Origin of the sequence: Streptomyces sp. NPDC046727 (assembly GCF_040645635.1) — a bacterium.
Lineage (GTDB): Bacteria > Actinomycetota > Actinomycetes > Streptomycetales > Streptomycetaceae > Streptomyces.
The window spans coordinates 14,840-36,967 of the sequence record NZ_JBEYYR010000054.1 but is presented as its reverse complement, the minus strand read 5'-3'; the positions used below and the strand labels follow the sequence as shown (position 1 = coordinate 36,967).

The following is a 22,128-nucleotide window of genomic DNA, read 5'->3' as shown; positions in this document are numbered from 1 at the left end:
GCAGGCCCGGTGGCTCCAGCACTTCCGCCTCCGGTCCGAGCCCGGTCAGCTGGCTGTGCGCGACCTCCTCCGACTCCACGGGCAGCGTCACCGTCATCCAGCTGTCGGCGTCGGGCCCGTCCGTGCCGGCATCGTGCCTGGGCCGGTGGACGGCACGAGGAGTACGGCGGATCGTCGTCAGCCGTCCGTACGGCGGTACAGCGCGGCGAGGCGGGCCGCGTCCGCCGCGAAACGGTTCCGCAGGCCCGGTGGCTCCAGCACTTCCGCCTCCGGTCCGAGCCCGGTCAGCTGGCTGTGCGCGACCTCCTCCGACTCCACGGGCAGCGTCACCGTCACCCAGCCCTCGGCGTCCGGCTCGCCCGGGTTCCGCAGCGCCTCCCGCGCGCCGAGGGGATCCACGGCGTACGGCAGCCGGCGCACGCCCTCCGGGGACAGCCGTACGACCACCTCCGCCCGCAGGATCGACCGGGCGAACCGCTCGGCCTGCTCCGCCCAGAAGCCGGGCAGGTCGAAGTCCGGGCCGCGGTCGAAGCGTTCTCCGAGGGGATCGACGGCGTTGAACCGGTCGATCCGGTAGGTCCGGAAGGAACCGCTTCCGGCCACCCGCGCGCACAGGTACCAGACCCCCGCCTTCAGCACGAGCCCGTACGGCTCCAGCGTCCGCTCCGCCTCGCCCTCCCCGCGCCGGTAGCGGGCGGTGACACAGCGGTCGTCCCACACCGCCTCGGCGAGCACCGGCAGCAGGGCGGGCGTCTCCGGCTCCCGGAACCACGCGGGCGCGTCCAGATGGAACCGCTGGGCGGCACTGTCCGGGGCGTCCCGCAGCGAGGGCAGCAGCGCGGCGGAGACCTTCAGCCGGGCCGCCGACGCCGCGTCCTGAAGGCCCATCTCCCGCAGCGCCCCCGGCACCCCGCTCAGGAACAGCACCTCGGCCTCGCTCCGGGCCAGCCCGGTCAGCCGCGTCCGGTACCCGCCGACCAGCCGGTACCCGCCGGCCCGCCCCCGGTCGGCGTACACCGGCACCCCCGCCTCCGACAGCGCCTGCGCGTCCCGCGTGACCGTCCGCTCCGACACCTCCAGCTCCCGGGCCAGCTCGGCGGCGGTCATGGAGGGGCGGGACTGGAGGAGGAGCACCATCTTGATCAGGCGGGCAGCACGCATGCGGCCATCATGCAACGAGGCCCCCGCCGCAGCGGGGGCCTCGTCGACCGGCTCTTGCAGCCCGTCGGTTCTTACAGCCCGTACTTCTCCCGGGCCTCCTTGACCGCCGTGGCCTTCATCTCGCCGCGCCGGGCGAGCTGGGCCAGGGCCGCCACGACGACCGACTGGGCGTCGACGCCGAAGTGGCGGCGGGCGGCCTCACGGGTGTCCGACAGACCGAAGCCGTCGGCGCCCAGCGAGGACCAGTCCTGCTCGACCCACTGCGCGATCTGGTCCGGGACCTGGCGCATGTAGTCGGACACCGCGAGGACCGGGCCCTCGGCGCCCTGCAGGGCCTGGCGGACGTACGGCACGCGCTCCTCGCCGCGCAGCAGCGCCGCGTCGGCCTCCATCGCGTCCCGGCGCAGCTCCGACCAGGAGGTCGCGGACCACACGTCGGCGGCCACGCCCCACTCCTCGGCGAGCAGCTTCTGGGCTTCGAGGGCCCAGTGGATCGCCGTACCGGAGCCCAGCAGCTGGATGCGCGGGGCGTTGGCGGCCACGGTCACGCCCGCGGACTCCGCCGTGTTGAAGCGGTACAGGCCCTTGACGATGCCCTCGTCGATGCCGAGGCCCTGCGGCTTGGCCGGCTGCGGCAGCGGCTCGTTGTAGACCGTCAGGTAGTAGAAGACGTCCTGGTCCTCGCCCGGCTTGGCCTCGCCGTACATCCGGCGCAGACCCTCACGGACGATCACCGCGATCTCGTAGGCGAACGCGGGGTCGTACGTCAGCGCGGCCGGGTTGGTCGCGGCGATGACCGGGGAGTGGCCGTCGGCGTGCTGGAGGCCCTCGCCCGTCAGGGTCGTACGGCCCGCCGTCGCGCCCACGAGGAAGCCGCGGCCGAGCTGGTCACCGAGCTGCCACATCTGGTCGGCGGTGCGCTGCCAGCCGAACATCGAGTAGAAGATGTAGAACGGAATCATCGCCTCGCCGTGCGTCGCGTACGCGGTGGACGCGGCGATGAAGTCGGCCATCGAACCGGCCTCGGTGATCCCCTCGTTGAGGATCTGGCCGTTCTTGGCCTCCTTGTAGTACATCAGCTGGTCGCGGTCGACCGGCTCGTACGTCTGGCCCTTCGGCGAGTAGATGCCGAGGGACGGGAAGAGGCTCTCCATGCCGAAGGTGCGCGCCTCGTCCGGGACGATCGGCACCCAGCGCTTGCCCGTCTCCTTGTCGCGGACCAGGTCCTTGACGAGACGTACGAAGGCCATCGTCGTCGCCACGTTCTGCGAGCCGGAGCCCTTGTCGAAGGAGGCGAAGGCCTTCTCGGCCGGGGCGGGCAGCGGGGCCAGCGCGTGCGTACGGCGGGCCGGGGCGGGGCCGCCGAGGGCCGCGCGGCGCTCCTGGAGGTAGCGGACCTCGGGGGAGTCGGCGCCCGGGTGGCCGTAGGGGACCTGGCCGTCGACGAAGTCGCTGTCCTTGATCGGCAGGCCGAGCAGGTCGCGCATCGTCTTGAACTCGTCCACCGTCAGCTTCTTCATCTGGTGGTTGGCGTTCTTCGACGCGAAGCCCTCGCCGAGGGTGTGGCCCTTGACCGTCTGGGCCAGGATCACGGTCGGCGCGCCCTTGTGCTCGACGGCGGCCTTGTACGCGGCGTAGACCTTGCGCGCCTCGTGACCACCGCGCGAGAGGTGGAAGCACTCGAGGATCTTGTCGTCGCTCAGCAGCTTCGCCATCTCCGCCAGCGCCGGGTCGGCGCCGAAGAAGTCCTGGCGGATGTAGGCGGCGTCGCGGGTCTGGTACGTCTGGATCTGCGCGTCCGGTACCTGGCGCAGGCGGCGTACCAGCGCGCCGGTCGTGTCGAGCGCGAACAGCTCGTCCCAGGCGGAGCCCCACAGCGTCTTGACGACGTTCCAGCCGGCGCCGCGGAACTGGGCCTCCAGCTCCTGCACGATCTTGAAGTTGGCGCGGACCGGGCCGTCCAGGCGCTGCAGGTTGCAGTTGATGACGAAGGTGAGGTTGTCCAGCTCCTCACGGGCGGCGAGCGCGAGGGCCGCCGTCGACTCCGGCTCGTCCATCTCGCCGTCGCCGAGGAACGCCCACACGTGCGACGCGGAGACGTCCTTGATGCCGCGGTTGGTCAGGTAGCGGTTGAAGCGCGCCTGGTAGATCGCGGACAGCGGGCCGAGGCCCATGGAGACCGTCGGGAACTCCCACAGCCAGGGCAGGCGCCGCGGGTGCGGATACGACGGCAGGCCGTTGCCGCCGGACTCCTGGCGGAAGTTGTCCAGGTGGTGCTCGTTCAGCCGGCCGTCGAGGAAGGCACGGGCGTAGATGCCGGGGGAGGCGTGGCCCTGGATGTACAGCTGGTCGCCGGAGCCGTCGCCCTCCTTGCCCTTGAAGAAGTGGTTGAAGCCGGTCTCGTACAGCCAGGCCGCCGAGGCGAAGGTGGCGATGTGGCCGCCGACACCGTACTTGCTGCCCCGGGTCACCATCGCCGCCGCGTTCCAGCGGTTCCACGCGGTGATCCGGGCCTCCATCTCCGGGTCACCGGGCAGGCCCGGCTCGGCGGAGGTGGGGATGGTGTTGACGTAGTCCGTCTCGAGGAGCTTCGGCAGCGCGATGCCGCCCGCCTCGGCGCGCTCCAGCGTGCGGCGCATCAGGTATGCGGCGCGGTGCGGCCCGGCCTCCCTGGCGACGGCGTCGAGGGAGGCCTGCCACTCGGCGGTCTCCTCCGGGTCGCGGTCGGGGAGCTGGTCGAGCGCGCTCGGCTGGATGGCGTTGGGGTCGGTCATGTCGCCGCCTTCCTCAGTCGAAGGGGGTTCCCTCATCGGTAAGGGTTCGGGTGTGCCCTTGGTCTTTGGCAGGACAGGGCAGGCGGACTTCGGTGGAAGTCCGTCGGCGACTGTAACTCCCTGATCGATGATCGATCAAAGGGGAGAGGGGCAAAACTTCTCGATTTCAAGAAAGTCGGCACGGGGTGCCTTCGGTGATGGCACCGGGTGACGCCGAAGCGCCTTGTTTTCGCAGGTGGGGCGGCGTCTGAGCGGGGGTCCGCTCTACTGAATCAAGCGCGCGGAGCGCAGCCCAGGACGTGGGCCTTCACCAGTTCCGCGATCCTCGGGTCACGGCGCTTGAACGCCTGCACCAGCTCCTCGTGCTCCTCCGCGTACGACTGCTGGACCGTGCCCAGCCAGCGGATCGACAGCGCCGTGAAGACCTCGATGCCGAGGCCCTCCCAGGTGTGCAGCAGCACCGAGTTGTGCGCCGCGCGGACCAGTTCGCGGTGGAAGCCGACGGTGTGCCGCACCTGGGCCGTGCCGTCCGCCTTCTGGTCGGCCTCGTACAGCGCCAGGACGTGCGGCTCCAGGGCCGAGCAGTCCTCCGCCAGGCGCTCCGCCGCCAGCTCCGCGGCGATGGCCTCCAGGCCGGCCCGGACCGGGTAGCTCTCCTCCAGGTCCGCCGCGGTCAGATTGCGGACGCGTACGCCCTTGTTCGGGGCCGACTCGATCAGGCGGAGGGACTCCAGCTCGCGCAGGGCCTCCCGGACCGGGGTCTGGCTGACCTCCAGCTCGGTGGCGATCCGGCGCTCCACGATGCGCTCGCCCGGCTGCCAGCGCCCGCTGACGATTCCCTCCACGATGTGCTCGCGGATCTGCTCGCGCAGCGAGTGGACGACGGGCGCGGTCATGAGGGCTCCTTAGGGAGGGCTTTGACGTTTAGACAATACGGCCGGTTCGCTCCGCGGGTAGGGCGCGTGGTGGTGCTTTTGCGCAGGTGAGACGAGCCTTACACGCTGCGCACACCGACAAACACGAACACCCCGCCCGGAAAGCTCCGGACGGGGTGCCGTACAGCCGTGCAGGCCGGGTGGCTTACAGGCCCAGCTCGACCTCGAACTCGCCCGCCTCCAGGATCGCCTTGACCGCGGTCAGGTAACGGGCCGCGTCGGCGCCGTCCACCAGACGGTGGTCGTAGGAGAGGGTCAGGTAGGTCATGTCGCGGACGCCGATGACCGTGCCCTCCTCGGTCTCGATGACGGCCGGACGCTTGACCGTGGCACCGATGCCGAGGATCGCGACCTGACCCGGCGGCACGATGATCGTGTCGAACAGCGCGCCGCGCGAACCGGTGTTGGAGATGGTGAAGGTCGCGCCGGACAGCTCGTCCGGGGTGATCTTGTTGGCGCGGACCTTGCCGGCCAGCTCCGCCGTGGCCTTCGCGATGCCCGCGATGTTGAGGTCGCCGGCGTGCTTGATGACCGGGGTCATCAGGCCCTTCTCGGAGTCCACCGCGATCCCGATGTTCTCGGAGTCGAAGTAGGTGATCGTGCCCTCGGCCTCGTTGATCTTGGCGTTGATGACCGGGTGGGCCTTCAGCGCCTGGGCCGCCGCCTTCACGAAGAACGGCATCGGGGAGAGCTTGACGCCCTCGCGCGCGGCGAAGGAGTCCTTGGCCTGGGCGCGCAGGCGCATCAGGCGGGTGACGTCGACCTCGACGACCGAGGACAGCTGCGCCTGCTCGTGCAGCGCCTTGACCATGTTGTCGCCGATGACCTTGCGGATGCGGGGCATCTTGACGGTCTGGCCGCGCAGGGGGGAGACCTCCAGCGCCGGGGCCTTCCTGGCGGCGGCCGGGGCGGCTGCGGCCGGAGCCGGAGCGGCGGCGGCCTTCGCGGCCTCGGCGGCGGCGATGACGTCCTGCTTGCGGATACGGCCGCCGACGCCGGTGCCCTTGACGGTGGCCAGGTCGACGCCGTTCTCGGCGGCGAGCTTGCGCACCAGCGGGGTGACGTAGGCGCCCTCGTCGGTCGCCTGGGTGGCGGTCGGCGAGGTGGGCGCGGTGGCCGGGGTGACCGGAGCCGGGGCGGGCGCCGGAGCGGGAGCCGGGGCGGCCGGGGCAGCGGCGGCGGGCGCCGGAGCCGGGGCCGGAGCGGCGGGGGCCGGGGCCGGGGCGGCGGGGGCCGGGGCCGGGGCCGGGGCCGGAGCGGGGGCCGGAGCCGGGGCGGGCGCCGGGGCAGCGGCCGGGGCCGGGGCGGCCGGAGCCGGAGCGGCGGCCGGGGCGGCACCCGCGGCGCCGATGACGGCGAGCTTGGCGCCGACCTCGGCGGTCTCGTCCTCGCCGACCACGATCTCCAGGAGCACGCCGGAGACGGGCGCCGGGATCTCGGTGTCGACCTTGTCCGTGGAGACCTCGAGCAGCGGCTCGTCGGCCTCGACGGAGTCACCGACCGACTTCAGCCAGCGGGTGACGGTGCCCTCGGTGACGGACTCACCGAGCGCGGGCAGGACCACGTCCGTGCCCTCGGCACCGCCGGCAGGGCTCTCGGCAGTGACGGCCTCGGCGGCGGGGGCCGGGGCGGGGGCGGCCGGGGCCTCGGCGACCGGCGCCGGGGCGGGCTCGGCGGCCGGGGCCGGAGCCTCGGCGGCGGCCGGGGCCGGGGCGGCAGCGGGCGCACCCGTGCCGTCGTCGATGACGGCCAGCTCGGCGCCGACCTCGACGGTCTCGTCCTCGGCGACCTTGATGGAGGCCAGCACGCCGGAGGCGGGCGAGGGGATCTCGGTGTCGACCTTGTCGGTCGAGACCTCGAGCAGCGGCTCGTCGGCCTCGACGCGTTCGCCCTCGGCCTTCAGCCAGCGGGTGACAGTGCCCTCGGTGACGCTCTCGCCGAGCGCCGGAAGGGTTACGGAAACCGCCATGGTTTCGGTTGCTCCTAACGAATTGCGGAAGTCTGTGTCGTCGCGCCCGTTGACCGAAGGCTCAGTCGTGGGAGTGCAGCGGCTTGCCGGCCAGGGCCAGGTGTGCCTCGCCGAGCGCCTCGTTCTGCGTCGGGTGGGCGTGGATGAGCTGGGCGACCTCGGCCGGCAGCGCCTCCCAGTTGTAGATCAGCTGGGCCTCGCCGACCTGCTCACCCATGCGGTCGCCGACCATGTGGACGCCGACCACGGCACCGTCCTTGACCTGGACGAGCTTGATCTCGCCCGCGGTCTTGAGGATCTTGCTCTTGCCGTTGCCCGCCAGGTTGTACTTCAGAGCGACGACCTTGTCCGCGCCGTAGATCTCCTTGGCCTTGGCCTCGGTGATACCGACGGAGGCGACCTCCGGGTGGCAGTACGTCACCCGCGGGACACCGTCGTAGTCGATCGGAACGACCTTCAGACCGGCCAGACGCTCCGCCACCAGGATGCCCTCGGCGAAGCCGACGTGCGCGAGCTGGAGGGTCGGGACGAGGTCACCGACGGCGGAGATGGTCGGAACGTTGGTGCGCATGTACTCGTCGACGAGGACGTAGCCGCGGTCCATGGCGACCCCGGCCTCCTCGTAGCCCAGGCCCTGGGAGACCGGGCCGCGGCCGACGGCCACCAGCAGGACCTCGGCCTCGAACTCCTTGCCGTCGGCCAGGGTGACCTTCACACCGTCCTGGGTGTACTCGGCCTTCTGGAAGAAGGTGCCCAGGTTGAACTTGATGCCGCGCTTGCGGAACGCGCGCTCAAGAAGCTTCGAAGAGTTCTCGTCCTCGACCGGGACGAGGTGCTTCAGGCCCTCGATGACCGTGACGTCGGAACCGAAGGACTTCCACGCCGAGGCGAACTCGACGCCGATGACGCCGCCGCCCAGGATGATCGCGGACTTCGGCACGCGGTCCAGGACGAGGGCGTGGTCGGAGGAGATGATGCGGTTGCCGTCGATCTCCAGGCCCGGCAGCGACTTCGGCACGGAGCCGGTCGCCAGCAGGACGTGGCGGCCCTGGATGCGCTGGCCGTTCACGTCGACGGAGGTGGGGGAGGACAGCCAGCCCTCACCCTCGATGTACGTCACCTTGCGGGACGCGATGAGCCCCTGCAGACCCTTGTACAGGCCCGAGATCACGTCGTCCTTGTACTTGTGGACGGCCGGGACGTCGATGCCCTCGAAGGTGGCCTTGACGCCGAACTGCTCGCTCTCGCGGGCCTGGTCGGCGATCTCGCCCGCGTGCAGCAGGGCCTTGGTGGGGATGCAACCCCGGTGCAGGCAGGTGCCGCCGACCTTGTCCTTCTCGATCAGGGCGACGTCCAGGCCCAGCTGCGCCCCGCGCAGGGCCGCGGCGTAACCACCGCTACCACCGCCGAGGATCACTAGGTCGAAAACGGTGCTGGCGTCGTTCGCCACGTCACGTCCTCCATGCATGTGCGCCTTGCGCCGATCTCCGATGACCGGCGGGCGGCTGGTGTCCGGCCGCTTGATGCTTCGGCCCTTCGGTGGGGGCCCTGTCCTGCCGGGCTCCATCTTTGCACTTGTTCGAGGCGAACGATGCGCCGGGCTGGAGTGTGAGACACCCCACTAGAGCGGCCCAAAGGGGCGCGAGGCTGTGTTCGATATGCGGCTCCGCCGCGTGGGCGCGACCAGCCCCCACGCGGCGAGCTGCGGAACAAGCAGCCGAACTGGGCTGTTGGGCGAACGTCAGCCCAGGTCACCCGCGGCGGTCAGCTCGGCGAGACGCACCAGCGTGCGCACGGCGGAACCGGTACCGCCCTTGGGCGTGTACCCGAAGGGCCCGCCCTCGTTGAACGCCGGGCCGGCGATGTCGAGGTGCGCCCAGGTGATGCCGTCGCCCACGAACTCCTGCAGGAACAGGCCGGCGACCAGCCCGCCGCCCCACCGCTCGCCCATGTTCGCGATGTCGGCCACGGAGGAGTCCATGCCCTTGCGCAGGTGCTCCGGCAGCGGCATCGGCCAGGCCGGCTCGCCGACCTCCTCCGCCGCCTCGTACACCGCGGAGCGGAACGCGTCGTCGTTGGCCATGACACCGAACGTCCGGCTGCCCAGCGCCAGCATCATCGCGCCGGTCAGCGTGGCCACGTCCACGATCGCGTCCGGGTTCTCCTGCGAGGCCGCCCACAGCGCGTCGGCGAGGACCAGCCGGCCCTCGGCGTCGGTGTTGAGCACCTCGACGGTCTTGCCGCTGTACATGCGCAGCACGTCACCCGGTCGGACGGCGGAGCCGGACGGCATGTTCTCGGCCAGCGCCAGCCAGCCGGTGACGTTGACCTCCAGGCCGAGGCGGGCGGCGGCGACGACCGCGGCGAACACGGCGGCGGCACCGCTCATGTCGCACTTCATCGTCTCGTTGTGGCCGGCCGGCTTCAGCGAGATACCGCCCGAGTCGTAGGTGATGCCCTTGCCGACGAAGGACAGGTGCTTCTCCGCCTTCGGGTGCCGGTACGACAGCTTCACCAGGCGCGGGGTGGCCGCCGAGCCGCCGCCGACGCCGAGGATGCCGCCGTAGCCGCCCTTGGCCAGGGCCTTGTCGTCGAGCACCTGCACCTTCAGGCCGTGCTCCTTGGCCGCGGTCTGCGCGATGCCGGCGAAGACGGCGGGGGTGAGGTCGTTCGGCGGCATGTTGATCAGGTCGCGGGCGCGGTTCAGCTCCTCGGAGACCGCGACCGCGCGGGCGAGGGCGCCCTTGTGGGCGGCGTCGCGCGGCTTGCCGCCGAGCAGCGCGGCCTCGGCCAGCGGCGCCTTGCCGTTCTTGGCCTTCGCGCCCTTGCCGGCGTTCTCCTTGTACGTGTCGAAGGAGTAGGCGCCGAGCAGCACGCCCTCGCCGATCGCGCCGATCGCGCCGGGGCCGTCGACGGGCAGCGCGAACGCGGCCTTCTTCGACCCGGCGAGCGCGCGGGCGGCCACGCCGGCGGCCTTGCGCAGCGCCTCGGCCGCGTAGCCGTCCTCGGCGTCCTTGTCGTCGGGCTGCGCGCCGAGGCCCACCGCCACCACGAGCGGGGCCTTGAATCCGGCCGGCGCGGGCAGCTTGGTCAGCTCGCCCTCGGCACCGGAGGCGCCGAGGGTCTCCAGGACGCCGGCCAGCCTGCCGTCGTACGCCTTGTCCACGGCCTCGGCGCCCGGCGCGACGACGGGCCCCTTGGCACCCTTGGCGACACCGATCACGATCGCGTCGGCCCGCAGGCCGGGCGCCGCAGCGGTGCTGAGAGTCAGAGCAGTCACGGTGGTGAGTTCTCGCTTCCGATGTGAAGTTTCTATGGCCGAAAAGGGGTGGGTCGACCGGGCCCGAGAGCCGACCCTAGGTCCAGGCCTGGGTACTGGTGGCAACCGGGGCCTTCACCCTGTCGGCGAACACCCGGGACGAGACTACGCGCGTACGTGCGTTCGCTCATTCCTTCGGGTGTTCACCTGTGCGTGGCGCCGTGGCCACTTCCCCCTGCACCCGCGTGAGCCGGGCCCCACTCGCCGGGTCCCGGTGGGCACCCCGCGCTCGCCGTGTCCGTGGCGACGGCCCGCCCGCTAGCGACCGAAGGCCAGTACCACGAGCGCGGTCGTCGCGGACGTCTCCGCGAGCGCGCCGAACACGTCCCCGGTGACCCCGCCGAACCGGCGGACGCAGCGGCGCAGCAGCAGTTCGCCGACGGCCACGGCGACGACCACCGCGAGCGCGGTGCGGACGCCGTCGTACCAGCCGAAAGAGGCGCCCGCCGTCCCGGCCGCCACCACCACACCGGCCGCCGCACCCAGCGCGGCACCCTTCGGCACCACCCCGGCCACCGCCGCCCCGAGCCCCTCCGGGCGGGCGGCCGGAACGCCGGCGCGGGCGGCCAGGGTGAGGGCCAGCCGCGCCGCGACCGCCGAGGCCACGGCCGCCACGGCACCCCGCGCCCACGAGTCGCCGTAGAGCTGCGCCAGCACCGCCACCTGGGCCAGCAGCACCAGGACGAGGGTGAGCACCCCGAACGGCCCGATGTCCGACTGCTTCATGATCCGGAGCGCGTCCTCGGCGGGCTTGCCGCTGCCCAGCCCGTCGGCGGTGTCGGCGAGCCCGTCGAGGTGCAGCCCGCGGGTCAGCGCGGCGGGTACGGCGACCGAGGCGACGGCCGCGAGCAGCGGACCGGCGCCGAGGAGGAGCAGCAGCAGGCCGAGCCCGGCCGCGCAGCCGCCGACGACCAGCCCGGCCACGGGGGCGCACAGCATGCCGCCCCGCGCGGCCCCCCGGTCCCAGCGGTGCACCCGGACGGGCAGCACGGTGAGCGTGCCGAAGGCGAAGCGGAGACCGTCGAGAGGGCCGAGAGGGGAGGAGGTGAGCACCGGCGCAGGTTACCCGCCGGTCCCGGGATCCCGGCCCTGAGCGGCGGTGAAGCGACGCGGCATACGCGGGTAATGTGCGCACATGGGGCACTGGTGGGTGCGGAACATCGTCGAGCCGGGCAAGCTCCCGCTGCTGCTCGCCCTCGCCGCCTTCGTGCTGACCTTCGTCGTCACCCGGGTCATCACCCGTCTGATCCGGGCCGGCAGGGGCCCGTTCGGCAACGTCGAGGCGGGCGGGCTGCACATCCACCACGTCGTCCCCGGGGTCGTCCTCACCGTCGTCGGCGGTTTCGGCGCGGTGGCCAGCGACCGGCACGGCGTCGGCGCGCCCGTGTCCGCCGTGCTGTTCGGCATCGGCGCGGGCCTGGTCCTGGACGAGTTCGCGCTGATCCTGCACCTGGCCGACGTCTACTGGACGGCGGAGGGCCGCAAGAGCGTCGAGGCCGTCGTCCTCACCGCCGCCCTCGTCGGCCTGCTGCTCGCCGGGTTCGCCCCGTTCGGCGTCAACGACCTGACCCAGGAGGAACTGGCCGACCGCGGCACGGCCATCGCCAACATCGCCGGCAACTTCGTGTTCTCCCTCGTCGCCCTGAGCAAGGGCAAGGCCCGTACCGCGGTGTTCGGGGCGATCGTGCCCCTGGTCGCGGTCGTGGGTGCCGTACGGCTCGCCCGCCCCGGCTCCCCGTGGGCCCGCCGCTTCTACGGCCGCCGTCCCCGCGCCCGCGCCCGGTCGGCCCTGCGCGCCTACCGGCACGACCGCCGCTGGGCCGGGCCGCGTCGCGCGGTTCAGGACTGGATCGGCGGCAAGCCCGATCCGCGCCCGGCGCGTCTGCCTGGTCACCGGTGAGCGCGGGGGCGCCGGCGGCAGGCACAGCGGTCATGTGGCTCAGGACTGGACCGGCGGCAAGCCCGATCCGTGTCCGGCGCGTCTGGCCGACCACCGGTGACGGCGGGTGCGTCGCGGTCCGCTGCCGTACCGGTGCCGCAGGGCCACCAGCAGACACAGCAGCCCCACCGCCATCAGCGCGGCCAGGTGCTCCTTGCCCGCCAGGTTCTCCTTCAGCAGCACCTCGACGACCATCGCCGCCGTCACCGCTCCCGCCGTGGCGTAGGCGCCGTACCGCCAGCTCACGAACACCGCGAGCCCCACGACCGCCGCCGACGGGCCGGTGTCCACCACCTGCGCGTCGGTCCAGGGCAGCCCGAACGGGGCGTGCGGGCCGAGGGTGATGCCGAGGCGCGCGTACAGGGTCCCGGCGAGCGTGGCGACGTACGCGATGGTCAGGGTCCGCCACCAGCCCAGGCACAGCTCGGCGATCCCGAACACCAGCAGGATCTGCGCCAGCGCCCCCCACACCGGCAGGTCCAGCGCGGGCACGAACAGCGACAGGGGGGTGCGCAGCAGGGCGAGCCACAGCGGGTCCTCGGCGCGCACGGCACCCAGGTTCTGCACGAGCTGGTAGCCCCACGGCTGGTTCTGCACGTACTGCAGGAACGCCGTCAGGCCCACCCCCGAGACCGTCATCGGGACGGCCGGCAGGCCCCGTCTGCGCAGGGGCTCGCGCACGGTGACGCAGAGCAGCCCCCACTCGGCACGGGCCCAGCGCGCGAGCCTGTTCATGGAATGTCCCTCATCTGTGCGTGTCCAGGTGCCTGCGGTGCAGCCACTTCGGCAGCCCCGGCGCCTCCAGGAACCCCTCCGCACGGGCCGACGCGAGGCCGATGCGCGGCAGGTCCGCGCTCTTCTCGAAGAGCAGGAACCGTGGCTCCCAGATGGGCCGGTACTTGGCGTTGGCGCGGTACAGCGACTCGATCTGCCACCAGCGGGAGAAGAAGCTGAGCAGCGACCGCCACAGCCTCAGCACCGGTCCGGCACCGAGGCGTGCGCCACGTTCGAAGACCGACCTGAACATCGCGAAGTTGAGTGAGACCTGAGTGATCCCGATCTCGCGGGCCCGCCGCAGCAGTTCGATGACCATGAACTCCATCAGCCCGTTGTCGGAGTCCCGGTCGCGCCGCATCAGGTCCAGGGACAGCCCGTGCGGCCCCCACGGCACGAAGGAGAGCAGCGCCCGCAGCCGCCCCTCGGCGTCCGTGCACTCCAGCATCACGCACCGGCCGTCGTCGGGGTCCCCCAGCCGGCCCAGCGCCATGCTGAACCCGCGCTCGGTCGCGCCGTCCCGCCAGTCGTCGGCGCGCTCGACGAGGTACGCCGTCTCGTCCGCGGGGATGTCCTCATGCCGGCGGATGCGGACCTGGTACCCGGCCCGCTTCACCCGGTTGTACGCCTGCCGGACCGTGCGCATCGCCCGGCCCTCCAGGGTGAACTCGGCGACCTCCACGATCGCCTCGTCGCCCAGCTCCAGCGCGTCCAGCCCGTGCCGGGAGTAGACCGTCCCGGCCTCCTCGCCGGCCCCCATCACCGCCGGGATCCACCCGTGCGCCCGCGCCTCCGCGAGCCACGGCACGATCGCCCCCGGCCAGGCCTCCGGGTCCCCGAGCGGATCCCCGGACGCCAGGCTCACCCCGCCGACGACGCGATAGGCGACGGCAGCCTTCCCGGTCGGCGACCACACCACGCTCTTCTCCCGGCGCAGCGCGAAGTAGCCGAGCGAGTCGCGCTCGCCGTGCCGCTCCAGCAGTGCCCGCAGCCGCTTCTCGTCGTCCTCGGTGAGCGGGTCGACGGCCCGCCGGGAGCGGAAGGCGGCGTAGAGCACGGCGAGGACGAGGACCGTGCTGAGCACGTTGATCGCCACGTTGGCCCAGTTGGGCGGGTCGATGCCCGGGAAGTGGGACTCCTCGGCCGCCACGGACACCAGCCGCAGGGTGCCGTAGTGCCAGCGCTCCAGGAACGAGGAGCGGGCCGCGTCCGGCGCCTGGTTGGTGACCGTCACCAGCAGCCCGGCCAGCAGGCTCGCGGCGAGCCCGCCGCCGACGGCGACCGTGGCCGCGAGCCGGGGGTTGGACCGGTCGCCCTTGGCGTAGAACTCCCGGCGGCCGGCCAGCAGCGCGCCCACGAAGGCGGCCGTCAGCGCCAGGGACACCCAGTTCTGCGCGTACCGCCGGATCTCCGGGAACGCCATGGCGAACGCGAACAGGGCCAGGAAGAGGCCGCTGACCACCAGGTTGAGGATCCACGCGGCTCGTTTCCGGCGCCGCATGGTGATCGCCAGGAAGGCGGTGAACACACCGGAGGCGAAGCCGGCCGTCAGCAGGTACGGCGTGAAGAAGTCGTCCTGGTTGTGCCGGCGCACGTCCTGGCCGAGCGAGACCCATACCGCGCTGAGGAAGTTGATGAAGGCGACGGTCCGCAGATACCAGACGGCGAAGGCGGCGGCCCTCCGGGAAGCCCCGGTGGACCGCCGCGCCCGCTCGTCCGCCCGCTCACCGGCCTCGCCGCGCTGCTCCACGGCAATTCGGGCATCTCCCATGGAGCAGGATCATATGGGCGCGGCACCGGCGAACCGCACTTTTCGGCCTGCCCGACGGTGTCTGCTCCTACTCCTGCTCCTCGGCCTTCTCCTCGGGCTTCTCCTCCTCCGGCTCCTTCTCGGTCTCCGGCTTTTCCGGCAGCTCCGCTGCCAGCGCGGCGGCGGACCTGACCAGGGGCAGTGCGAGCAGCGCGCCGACGCCCTCGCCGACCTTCACGCCCTGCTCCAGCAGCGGTTCGAGGGCCATCCGGTCCAGCGCCTTCGCCTGCCCCGGCTCCCCGCTGTCGTGCCCGGCCAGCCACCAGTCCGGCGCCCGGAACGCGACCCGCTGGGCGACCAGCGCGCACGCGGCGGCCACGACGCCGTCGAGAATCACGGGCAGCTTCCGCACCGCGCACTGCAGCAGGAACCCCGTCATCGCCGCGAGGTCCGCCCCGCCCACGGTAGCCAGCAGCTGCAGCTGGTCCCCGAGCACCGGCCGGGCCCGCCGCAGCGCGTCCCGGATCGCCGCGCACTTGCGCATCCACGCCAGGTCGTCGATCGCGAGCCCGCCCCGCCCGGTCACCACGGACGCGTCGGTCCCGCACAACGCGGCGATCAGCACCGCCGCCGGCGTGGTCCCGCCCACGCTGACATCGCCGAGCACCACGAGATCGGTCCCCGAGTCGGCCTCCTCGTCGGCGATCGCGACGCCCGCCCGCAGGGCGGCCTCGGCCTCCTCCAGGGTGAGCGCGTCCTCGATGTCGATACGGCCGCTGCCCCGCCGTACCCGGTGCCGCACCACGTCCTTCGGGAAGGCCTCCGGCGGGCAGTCCAGGGCCATGTCCACGACCCGTACCGGCACCTCCAGCCGGCGCGCGAGCACCGCCACCGGGCTCGCGCCCTCCAGCACCGCCCGCACCAGCTGCTCCGCGCCGCCCGCGGGCCGTGCCGAGACGCCCAGCCCGGCGACGCCGTGGTCACCGGCGAACAGCACCACCCGCGGCTGTTCGACCGGCCGCACCGGTACGAAGCCCCGCGCGGCGGCCAGCCATTCGCCCAGCTCGTCGAGGCGGCCCAGCGCCCCCGGCGGCACGATCTGGCGCTCCCGCCGGGCTTCGGCGTCACGGCGCACGCCCCCGTCCGGGCGCTCGATCAGATCGGTGAAGTCGTCCAGATTAAGGCTGCTCATTCGCCGAACAGTACCGCCAGTGAACGAACGCTTCCGCGCCACATCGCCACCCCGCCACCACGACGTCTTTGCACCTCGGATCGGTATCCCATACGTTCCGGTTTGCCGCGGAATGTCCACAGGGAGCCGCCCATGCCGACCACGTCCCTCACCCCGCAGATCAGCACCCCCTTCGACCCCTTCCAGGAGCCGCGCCGTCAGGACTGCCCCTGGTGCGGCTCCCGGAACCTGCGCACCCGGCTGCGCGCGCCCGACCCGCTGCGGCACCGGCCCGGCACGTTCGTCCTCGACCGGTGCCGGGACTGCGCCCACGTCTTCCAGAACCCCCGGCTCACCGCGGAGGGACTCGCCTTCTTCCACCGGGACTTCTACGAGAGACACCTGGAGGAGTTCACCGACCGCGCCCTCTCCGGCCACGCGGTCCGCCGCCGGCACCGCGAGACCGCCTGGCGGCTGTCGGCGCTGCGCGAACCGGAGAGCTGGCTGGACGTCGGCACCGGCCACGCCCGCTTCCCCGAGGCGGCGAAGGAGTTCTTCCCCTACACCAGCTTCGACGGGCTGGACCCGACGGCGCGGGTGGAGCAGGCGCTGCTGGAGGGGCGGGTGGAGGAGGCGCACCGCGGCTATCTGACGACCCCCGGCATGGCCGACCGGCTGCGCGCCCGCTACGACGTGGTCACCATGTTCCACCACCTGGAACACGTCCCCGACCCGCGCGCCGAACTCCGCGCCGCGCTGACCGTGCTCCGCACCGGCGGCCACCTGGTCGTCGAAGTCCCCGACCCGCGCTGCGCGTTCGCCAGGCTCCTCGGCAGGTGGTGGCTGCCGTACGGGCAGCCCCGCCATCTGCACCTGCTCCCCCTGGCCAACCTGCGCGCGGAGTTGCGGGCCCTGGGCTGCACGATCCTGGTGACGGACCGCAAGGCCCCCCACATCCCCTACGACCTGGCGGCGGCCGTCAGCCTGTGCCTGGCCCACGCCCACCCGCTCGTCCAACTGGCCGCCACACCCGTACTGGACCTGGCCGCGGCCCTGGACCACGGGTTCGCTCCGCTGTTCCGCCGCACCCGCTTCTCCAACGCGTACAGAATCGTGGCCCGCAAGGACGGAACCACCGCCTAGCCGCCGTCCCGGCCCCGGGTCACCCCCGCAGCACCAGCGCCTGCCCCGCCACGATCAGCAGAACCTGCTCGCACTCCTGCGCGAACGCCGCGTTCAGCCGGCCCAGTTCGTCCCGGTACCGGCGGCCGGAGGCACTCGCCGGGACGATGCCCGAGCCGACCTCGTTGGACACCGCCACCACCGTCCGGCGCGTGGCGCGCACAGCGCTCGTCAGCTCCCGCACCCGCTCCCGCAGCGCCTTCTCGCCCCCGCCCGCCCACTCCGCGTCGTCCCACGCCCCGACGGAGTCCATCACGTCCGTCAGCCACAGAGACAGACAGTCGATCAGCAGCGGCGGGCCGTCCCCGGCCAGCAGCGGCACCAGGTCCGTCGTCTCCGTCGTACGCCACGACCCCGGCCGCCGCTCCCGGTGCGCGGCCACCCGTGCCGCCCACTCGGTGTCCCCGCCCCGCGTTCCGCCCGTCGCCACGTACAGCACGTCCGGGAAGGCCTCCAGCCGCCGCTCCGCCTCCACCGACTTGCCCGAGCGCGCCCCGCCCAGCACCAGCGTCCGGCGCGGCACGTCCGGCACCTCCTCGTACGCCCCGACCACCAGCGTCGTGCCGTCCGGCACCGCCCGCGCCCCCACCGCCGCGAGCCGGCGCCGCAACTCCGGGCCCGGCGGCACGTCGTGGTCGAGGTGGACGGCGAGGACGTCCGTCGTGGGGCCGGCCGAGCCGACCGCGCGGAGCCGGGCCAGCGCGTCCGGCCGGTCCACGACGTCCAGCAGGACCATGTCGTAGGACTGCGCCGACGCCTCCTCCAGGCCGGCCGGCGCCCCGCCCGGCGGCAGGTACAGCAGCCGCTGCCCGTCCGGCCCGGTCACCGCGTACCCGGTGCCGCCCGCGTCCATCGCCACGGCCCGCACCCGATGCCCCGTCAGCAGCGCCAACTCCCGTCCGTCCGGCACCCGGCCCGGCTGCGGTAGCCCGGCCGGCACCTCCACCGCCGGGCCGTCGTGCGGGTGCGACAGCAGCACCTGCCGCACCCCGGCCAGCGAATGCCCGGCGCGCGCCGCCGCGAACGCCGCACCCGGCGTCAGATCGAGCAGCAGCGCACCGTCCACGAGCACCGCGGTCGCGGCCCGCGCGTGAGGCCCCAGCGCGCTCGCGCAGGAGGCACAGGAGCAGTCGGGGCGAGGCAGTCCCGCGGGGGCACCGGTACCGAGCAGAGTGACGTCCACGGAAACGATTTTCGCCTGTCCGGGCACGTCTTGCGCATCCGGCTAGGCTTCGGGGGCAGGTGTTGGATCAAAGGAGGCCCACATGACGGCATGGACGTGGCGGTTCGAGAAGGCCGACGGGACGGAGGTCCAGCCGGCGGTGCTGCCCGAGGAGTTCACCACGCAGGGGGATGCCGAGTCCTGGATCGGCGAGCACTGGAAGGCGCTGCTGGAGGGCGGGGCCGACCAGGTGCGGCTGTTCGAGGAGAGCAGCGAGATCTACGGGCCGATGAGCCTGCACGCCGACGCCTGATCCGGGAGACAGCGGGGTGAGGAGGGGCGGGCTCCCTCCTCACTGCTCGCCCAGCGTCACCGCGACCGTCTTCGCGGCGCCGTCCCGCTCGTACGTCACCGTCGTCCGCCGGCCCGGCCGGTCCGTCGCCAGGGCCTCGGACAGCGAGGTGATGGTGGTGATGGGCGTGTCGCCCAGCCTCGTGATGATGTCGCCCGGCCGCAGGCCCGCCTGGTCGGCCGCGCCGCCGCCGCGGACACTGACCACCGCCACCCCGGTCGGCTGGTAGCGGTCGTCCAGGACCGTCCGTCCGGTGATGCCGAGGGCCGCTCGCCCGGAGTCGACGACCTTGCCGCTCCGGATGATCTGGTCGGCGACCGTCCGCACCATCGACACCGGGATCGCGAACCCGATACCGGCCGCCGCGCTGCCCCCGAGGCTCGGGTCGGCCGCGGCGAGCGTCGGGATGCCGATCACCTGCCCGTCCAGGTTCACCAGGGCGCCGCCGCTGTTGCCGGGGTTGATCGCGGCCGACGTCTGCACCATGTTCGCGATCGTCGCGCCCGTACCGCCGCCCGCGATGCCCTCGCTGACGGTCCGTCCGGTCGCCGAGACGATGCCCTGGGTCACGCTGGACGACAGCCCCAGCGGCGACCCCATGGCCAGCACGATCTGGCCGACCTCCACCTTCTCGGAGTCCCCGAACACCGCCGGCCTCAGCCCGGCCGGCACCTTGTCCAGCCGGATCACGGCGAGGTCCTGCTCGGGATAGGAGTACACCAGGCTCGCGGTGAGCGGCTCCTCGTTGCTGGCCGTGGTCACCGCGAACGTCTTCTCCGAGCCGACCACGTGCGCGTTGGTGACGATGTGCCCCTTGTCGTCGTACACCACCCCGGAGCCCAGATCGTGGCTCGCCTGGATCTGCACGACCGACGGCAGGACCTCCTTGATGACCCGCTGGTACTGCGTCTGCAGCTCGTTCGCGGCGGCCGGTACGGCCGCCCGGGCGGTCGCCGGGGCGTCCCGCCCGGCCTCGGCGGCGGGGACGGTGCAGCCGGCGGCGAGGACCGCGCAGCACACCGGCGCGACGACGCGGACGACCGTCGGGAGGGTACGGGGGCGGGAAGCGTCCATGCCCCGAGTCTCACCGCGCGGTGATCACCGGGCCCGCGCTGTTGCCCCGAACGGGCTCAGCCCCGTACCCCGCACAGATGCAGCAGCGCCGCCACCCCGCGGTAGGGGTCCGTGCGCCCGGCCCGCTCCTCGACCGCGAGCAGCGTCCGGAGGTCGTCGGGGAGCGCCGCGCCGTCCGGCGCCGTGTCGGTGAAGACCTGGACGCCGTACCAGGCGTGCAGCGGGGCGGCGATGCCGTCGAGCGTGGCGGCGAGGGAGGCCAGCCGGTCGGCCCGGACGTCCGCGCCGACGCGGACGGGGGTCTCCCCGTCCGCGTCGGTTCGCGCAGGGGGGATGTCGAAGGCGGTCAGGGCGGCCGACCAGTCGCCGGTCAGGCCCGGCCGCATGGCGAGCGCGTCGCCGTTGCGGACGAGGAGGGAGAGGAGACCGCCCGGGGCCAGCATCCGGGCCAGGCCCGCCACCAGCGGGTCGGGCTCCTCGACGTGCATCAGGACGCCGTGGCACAGCACCACGTCGAAGCTCCCCGGAAGGAAGTGCACCCCGGTGTCCCGGCCGTCGCTCTGCACCAGCCGGACCCGCTCCCGGATGCCCTCCGGCTCCCGGGCCACGGCCTGACGGGCGGCGGCGATCATCGTCGTGTCCTGCTCGACCCCGGTCACCTGGTGGCCGAGCCGGGCCAGCCGCAGCGCCTGCGCGCCCTGGCCCATCCCCACGTCGAGCACCCGCAGCCGCTGCCCGACCGGGAACCGCCCGGCTATCTGCTCGTCCAGCTGCCGGGCCACCAGCTCCTGGCGTACGACAGCACGCAGGCCGCCCGGCCCGTTCGGCCGGGCATCGGCCGCACCCCCGGTGAAAGCGTCAGCGCTCAGGGCCGCTCTCCGCGCTTGACCTGCGGCTTCGGCAGCCGGAGCCGGCGCATCTGCAGGGACCGCATCAGCGCGTAGGCGACCGCGCCGCGGGTGTTCTCGTCCGGGAAGCGCTCCTTCAGGCGCTTCTTCAGACGGAAGCCGCTGAACGCCGCGTCCACCACGATCAGCACGATCACGACGAGCCACAACAGCAGCGCGACGCTCTGGATGGCGGGCACCCGCACCACGCTCAGCACCAGGATGACCACGGCGAGCGGCAGGAAGAACTCCGCCACGTTGAACCGCGAGTCCACCCAGTCCCGGGCGAACCGGCGGACCGGGCCCTTGTCACGGGCCGGGAGGTACCGCTCGTCGCCGCCGGCCAGCGCCTGACGCTGCCGCTCCAGCGCCTGCCGCCGCTCGGTGCGCTGGCGCTTCGCTGCCTCCTTGCGGGTCGTCGGCGTGTTGGCGACGCTGCGGCGCTGGGACTGGGCCTCACTGCGCTTGGGCGTGGGCCTGCCCTTGGGGGCCTGCGGGTCACGGGGCTGCTTGGAGTCGGTCACCGCCGCCTTGTCGGCGGGGGCCTTCTCTTCCTTGGCACGGCTACGGAACACAAAACCCAAGGGTACGGGCTGCACCGGCATGGACCCCAGTCCGGTGGGGAACGATCCGGCAACACCGGACGTCTGTAGGGGGACAGAGGGGACACTCAGGGGGCGCTCCGGCGGGATCCGGTGGGATCACCTACTCCTTACGCCGGAGCGGTACGGTCCGCAGTCGTCCTCGGGGATGAGCGCATCACCCCGCGAACAGTGCGGTAATGGAGGCGGGGCCCGTACTGTGGGTCCTGTCGCAGGATCTGTGAGCTGGAGTCCGTCAGAAGGGGGCGCGCGAAGCCCATGAGCGGTGTCATGAAGCGTATGGGGATGATCTTCCGCGCGAAGGCGAACAAAGCCCTTGACCGGGCCGAGGACCCGCGCGAGACCCTCGATTACTCGTACCAGAAACAGCTGGAGCTGCTGCAGAAGGTGCGCCGCGGCGTCGCCGACGTGGCGACCTCCCGCAAGCGCCTGGAACTCCAGCTCAACCAGTTGCAGCAGCAGTCCTCCAAGCTGGAGGACCAGGGCCGCAAGGCGCTCGCCCTCGGCCGCGAGGACCTCGCCCGCGAGGCGCTGTCCCGCCGCTCCGCCCTCCAGCAGCAGGTCACGGACCTCGAGACGCAGCACGCGACCCTCCAGGGCGAGGAGGAGAAGCTCACCCTGGCGGCCCAGCGCCTCCAGGCCAAGGTGGACGCCTTCCGTACGAAGAAGGAGACCATCAAGGCCACCTACACCGCGGCCCAGGCCCAGACCCGCATCGGCGAGGCCTTCTCGGGCATCTCCGAGGAGATGGGCGACGTCGGCCTCGCCATCCAGCGCGCCGAGGACAAGACCGCCCAGCTCCAGGCCCGGGCCGGCGCCATCGACGAGCTGCTCGCCTCCGGCGCCCTGGACGACCCCTCCGGCATGCACAAGGACGACATCCAGGCCGAGCTGGACCGGCTCTCCGGTGGTACGGATGTAGAGCTGGAACTGCAGCGCATGAAGGCCGAGCTGGCCGGGGGCTCCCCGCAGCAGGCCATCGAGGGCGGCACCGGTCAGGGGCAGTCCCAGCAGCAGCCGCAGGACACCCCGCGCTTCGACAAGCAGTAGCCCCGGCGCCGGGTCCGAGCCGAGGAG

General features: G+C 72.8%; 19 protein-coding genes. 4 read left to right on the top strand and 15 right to left on the bottom strand.

Annotated elements, in window-relative coordinates; translation table 11 throughout:
• The 8 genes from ABZ937_RS39945 to ABZ937_RS39910 form a co-directional block, all read right to left on the bottom strand.
• On the bottom strand, positions 1-172 hold a 172-nt coding region (locus tag ABZ937_RS39945; protein WP_361699841.1), incomplete at its 3' end, for a WYL domain-containing protein.
• A gap of 5 nt (positions 173-177) precedes the next feature.
• Complete coding sequence (locus tag ABZ937_RS39940; protein WP_361699806.1) at positions 178-1,161, bottom strand: YafY family protein; 984 nt, start codon at positions 1,159-1,161, stop codon at positions 178-180.
• Between the two features lie 71 nt (positions 1,162-1,232).
• Positions 1,233-3,935 carry a pyruvate dehydrogenase (acetyl-transferring), homodimeric type gene (gene aceE, locus ABZ937_RS39935; RefSeq protein WP_361699802.1) on the bottom strand — a complete coding sequence of 901 codons (2,703 nt, stop codon included), beginning with the start codon at positions 3,933-3,935 and terminating at the stop codon, positions 1,233-1,235.
• Positions 3,936-4,207: 272 nt separating this feature from the next.
• Positions 4,208-4,831: a GntR family transcriptional regulator gene (locus tag ABZ937_RS39930; protein WP_361699800.1), complete on the bottom strand. Its 624-nt coding sequence runs from the start codon at positions 4,829-4,831 to the stop codon at positions 4,208-4,210.
• 184 nt (positions 4,832-5,015) lie between these two features.
• Positions 5,016-6,839: a 2-oxoglutarate dehydrogenase, E2 component, dihydrolipoamide succinyltransferase gene (gene sucB / locus ABZ937_RS39925; RefSeq protein ID WP_361699798.1), complete on the bottom strand. Its 1,824-nt coding sequence runs from the start codon at positions 6,837-6,839 to the stop codon at positions 5,016-5,018.
• Positions 6,840-6,900: 61 nt separating this feature from the next.
• Positions 6,901-8,289 carry a dihydrolipoyl dehydrogenase gene (lpdA, locus tag ABZ937_RS39920; protein WP_361699796.1) on the bottom strand — a complete coding sequence of 463 codons (1,389 nt, stop codon included), beginning with the start codon at positions 8,287-8,289 and terminating at the stop codon, positions 6,901-6,903.
• A 291-nt stretch (positions 8,290-8,580) separates the two neighbouring features.
• Positions 8,581-10,119, bottom strand: coding sequence for a leucyl aminopeptidase (locus ABZ937_RS39915; RefSeq protein ID WP_361699794.1), 1,539 nt, complete (start codon positions 10,117-10,119; stop codon positions 8,581-8,583).
• 297 nt (positions 10,120-10,416) lie between these two features.
• Positions 10,417-11,211: an adenosylcobinamide-GDP ribazoletransferase gene (locus ABZ937_RS39910; RefSeq protein ID WP_361699792.1), complete on the bottom strand. Its 795-nt coding sequence runs from the start codon at positions 11,209-11,211 to the stop codon at positions 10,417-10,419.
• An 82-nt stretch (positions 11,212-11,293) separates the two neighbouring features.
• On the opposite strand from ABZ937_RS39910, the gene ABZ937_RS39905 reads away from it, so the two are divergent.
• Positions 11,294-12,058 carry a hypothetical protein gene (locus tag ABZ937_RS39905; RefSeq protein WP_361699790.1) on the top strand — a complete coding sequence of 255 codons (765 nt, stop codon included), beginning with the start codon at positions 11,294-11,296 and terminating at the stop codon, positions 12,056-12,058.
• A 39-nt stretch (positions 12,059-12,097) separates the two neighbouring features.
• Here the strand turns inward: ABZ937_RS39905 and ABZ937_RS39900 are convergent, their stop codons facing one another.
• The 3 genes from ABZ937_RS39900 to cobT all read right to left on the bottom strand — a co-directional run bounded on the left by ABZ937_RS39900 (position 12,098) and on the right by cobT (position 15,813).
• On the bottom strand, positions 12,098-12,832 hold the full coding sequence (locus ABZ937_RS39900; protein WP_361699788.1) for a hypothetical protein: 735 nt from the start codon (positions 12,830-12,832) through the stop codon (positions 12,098-12,100).
• Between the two features lie 10 nt (positions 12,833-12,842).
• Positions 12,843-14,642, bottom strand: coding sequence for a phosphatidylglycerol lysyltransferase domain-containing protein (locus tag ABZ937_RS39895; protein ID WP_361699786.1), 1,800 nt, complete (start codon positions 14,640-14,642; stop codon positions 12,843-12,845).
• A 67-nt stretch (positions 14,643-14,709) separates the two neighbouring features.
• Positions 14,710-15,813: a nicotinate-nucleotide--dimethylbenzimidazole phosphoribosyltransferase gene (gene cobT / locus ABZ937_RS39890; protein ID WP_361699784.1), complete on the bottom strand. Its 1,104-nt coding sequence runs from the start codon at positions 15,811-15,813 to the stop codon at positions 14,710-14,712.
• A 132-nt stretch (positions 15,814-15,945) separates the two neighbouring features.
• Here cobT and ABZ937_RS39885 point away from each other — a divergent pair, with 132 nt between their 5' ends.
• Positions 15,946-16,935: a class I SAM-dependent methyltransferase gene (locus ABZ937_RS39885; RefSeq protein ID WP_361699782.1), complete on the top strand. Its 990-nt coding sequence runs from the start codon at positions 15,946-15,948 to the stop codon at positions 16,933-16,935.
• A 19-nt stretch (positions 16,936-16,954) separates the two neighbouring features.
• Here ABZ937_RS39885 and ABZ937_RS39880 read toward each other — a convergent pair whose 3' ends face one another.
• A complete protein-coding gene (locus tag ABZ937_RS39880; RefSeq protein ID WP_361699780.1) occupies positions 16,955-18,157 on the bottom strand; it encodes a bifunctional adenosylcobinamide kinase/adenosylcobinamide-phosphate guanylyltransferase in 1,203 nt (400 codons plus the stop codon).
• A gap of 82 nt (positions 18,158-18,239) precedes the next feature.
• On the opposite strand from ABZ937_RS39880, the gene ABZ937_RS39875 reads away from it, so the two are divergent.
• Positions 18,240-18,449 (top strand): hypothetical protein, encoded by a 210-nt coding sequence (locus ABZ937_RS39875; protein WP_361699778.1) that lies wholly within the window; start codon positions 18,240-18,242, stop codon positions 18,447-18,449.
• 39 nt (positions 18,450-18,488) lie between these two features.
• On the opposite strand, the gene ABZ937_RS39870 is transcribed toward ABZ937_RS39875, so the two are convergent.
• The 3 genes from ABZ937_RS39870 to ABZ937_RS39860 all read right to left on the bottom strand — a co-directional run bounded on the left by ABZ937_RS39870 (position 18,489) and on the right by ABZ937_RS39860 (position 21,054).
• Positions 18,489-19,562: a trypsin-like peptidase domain-containing protein gene (locus ABZ937_RS39870; protein WP_361699776.1), complete on the bottom strand. Its 1,074-nt coding sequence runs from the start codon at positions 19,560-19,562 to the stop codon at positions 18,489-18,491.
• A gap of 56 nt (positions 19,563-19,618) precedes the next feature.
• Complete coding sequence (locus tag ABZ937_RS39865) at positions 19,619-20,344, bottom strand: class I SAM-dependent methyltransferase (protein WP_361699774.1); 726 nt, start codon at positions 20,342-20,344, stop codon at positions 19,619-19,621.
• Between the two features lie 83 nt (positions 20,345-20,427).
• On the bottom strand, positions 20,428-21,054 hold the full coding sequence (locus ABZ937_RS39860; protein ID WP_361699772.1) for a DUF3043 domain-containing protein: 627 nt from the start codon (positions 21,052-21,054) through the stop codon (positions 20,428-20,430).
• A 255-nt stretch (positions 21,055-21,309) separates the two neighbouring features.
• On the opposite strand from ABZ937_RS39860, the gene ABZ937_RS39855 reads away from it, so the two are divergent.
• Positions 21,310-22,101 carry a PspA/IM30 family protein gene (locus tag ABZ937_RS39855; RefSeq protein WP_361699770.1) on the top strand — a complete coding sequence of 264 codons (792 nt, stop codon included), beginning with the start codon at positions 21,310-21,312 and terminating at the stop codon, positions 22,099-22,101.
• Positions 22,102-22,128: the final 27 nt, after the last annotated feature.

Excerpts from the sequence above, each read along its gene's own strand:
- ABZ937_RS39860 (WP_361699772.1), bottom strand. The coding sequence starts at position 21,054 with ATGCCGGTGCAGCCCGTACCCTTGGGTTTTGTGTTCCGTAGCCGTGCC.
- sucB (WP_361699798.1), bottom strand. The coding sequence starts at position 6,839 with ATGGCGGTTTCCGTAACCCTTCCGGCGCTCGGCGAGAGCGTCACCGAG.
- ABZ937_RS39885 (WP_361699782.1), top strand. The coding sequence starts at position 15,946 with ATGCCGACCACGTCCCTCACCCCGCAGATCAGCACCCCCTTCGACCCC.
- ABZ937_RS39940 (WP_361699806.1), bottom strand. The coding sequence starts at position 1,161 with ATGCGTGCTGCCCGCCTGATCAAGATGGTGCTCCTCCTCCAGTCCCGC.
- ABZ937_RS39900 (WP_361699788.1), bottom strand. The coding sequence starts at position 12,832 with ATGAACAGGCTCGCGCGCTGGGCCCGTGCCGAGTGGGGGCTGCTCTGC.
- ABZ937_RS39875 (WP_361699778.1), top strand. The coding sequence starts at position 18,240 with ATGACGGCATGGACGTGGCGGTTCGAGAAGGCCGACGGGACGGAGGTC.
- ABZ937_RS39905 (WP_361699790.1), top strand. The coding sequence starts at position 11,294 with ATGGGGCACTGGTGGGTGCGGAACATCGTCGAGCCGGGCAAGCTCCCG.
- ABZ937_RS39855 (WP_361699770.1), top strand. The coding sequence starts at position 21,310 with ATGAGCGGTGTCATGAAGCGTATGGGGATGATCTTCCGCGCGAAGGCG.
- cobT (WP_361699784.1), bottom strand. The coding sequence starts at position 15,813 with ATGAGCAGCCTTAATCTGGACGACTTCACCGATCTGATCGAGCGCCCG.
- ABZ937_RS39930 (WP_361699800.1), bottom strand. The coding sequence starts at position 4,831 with ATGACCGCGCCCGTCGTCCACTCGCTGCGCGAGCAGATCCGCGAGCAC.
- aceE (WP_361699802.1), bottom strand. The coding sequence starts at position 3,935 with ATGACCGACCCCAACGCCATCCAGCCGAGCGCGCTCGACCAGCTCCCC.
- ABZ937_RS39870 (WP_361699776.1), bottom strand. The coding sequence starts at position 19,562 with ATGGACGCTTCCCGCCCCCGTACCCTCCCGACGGTCGTCCGCGTCGTC.
- ABZ937_RS39895 (WP_361699786.1), bottom strand. The coding sequence starts at position 14,642 with ATGGGAGATGCCCGAATTGCCGTGGAGCAGCGCGGCGAGGCCGGTGAG.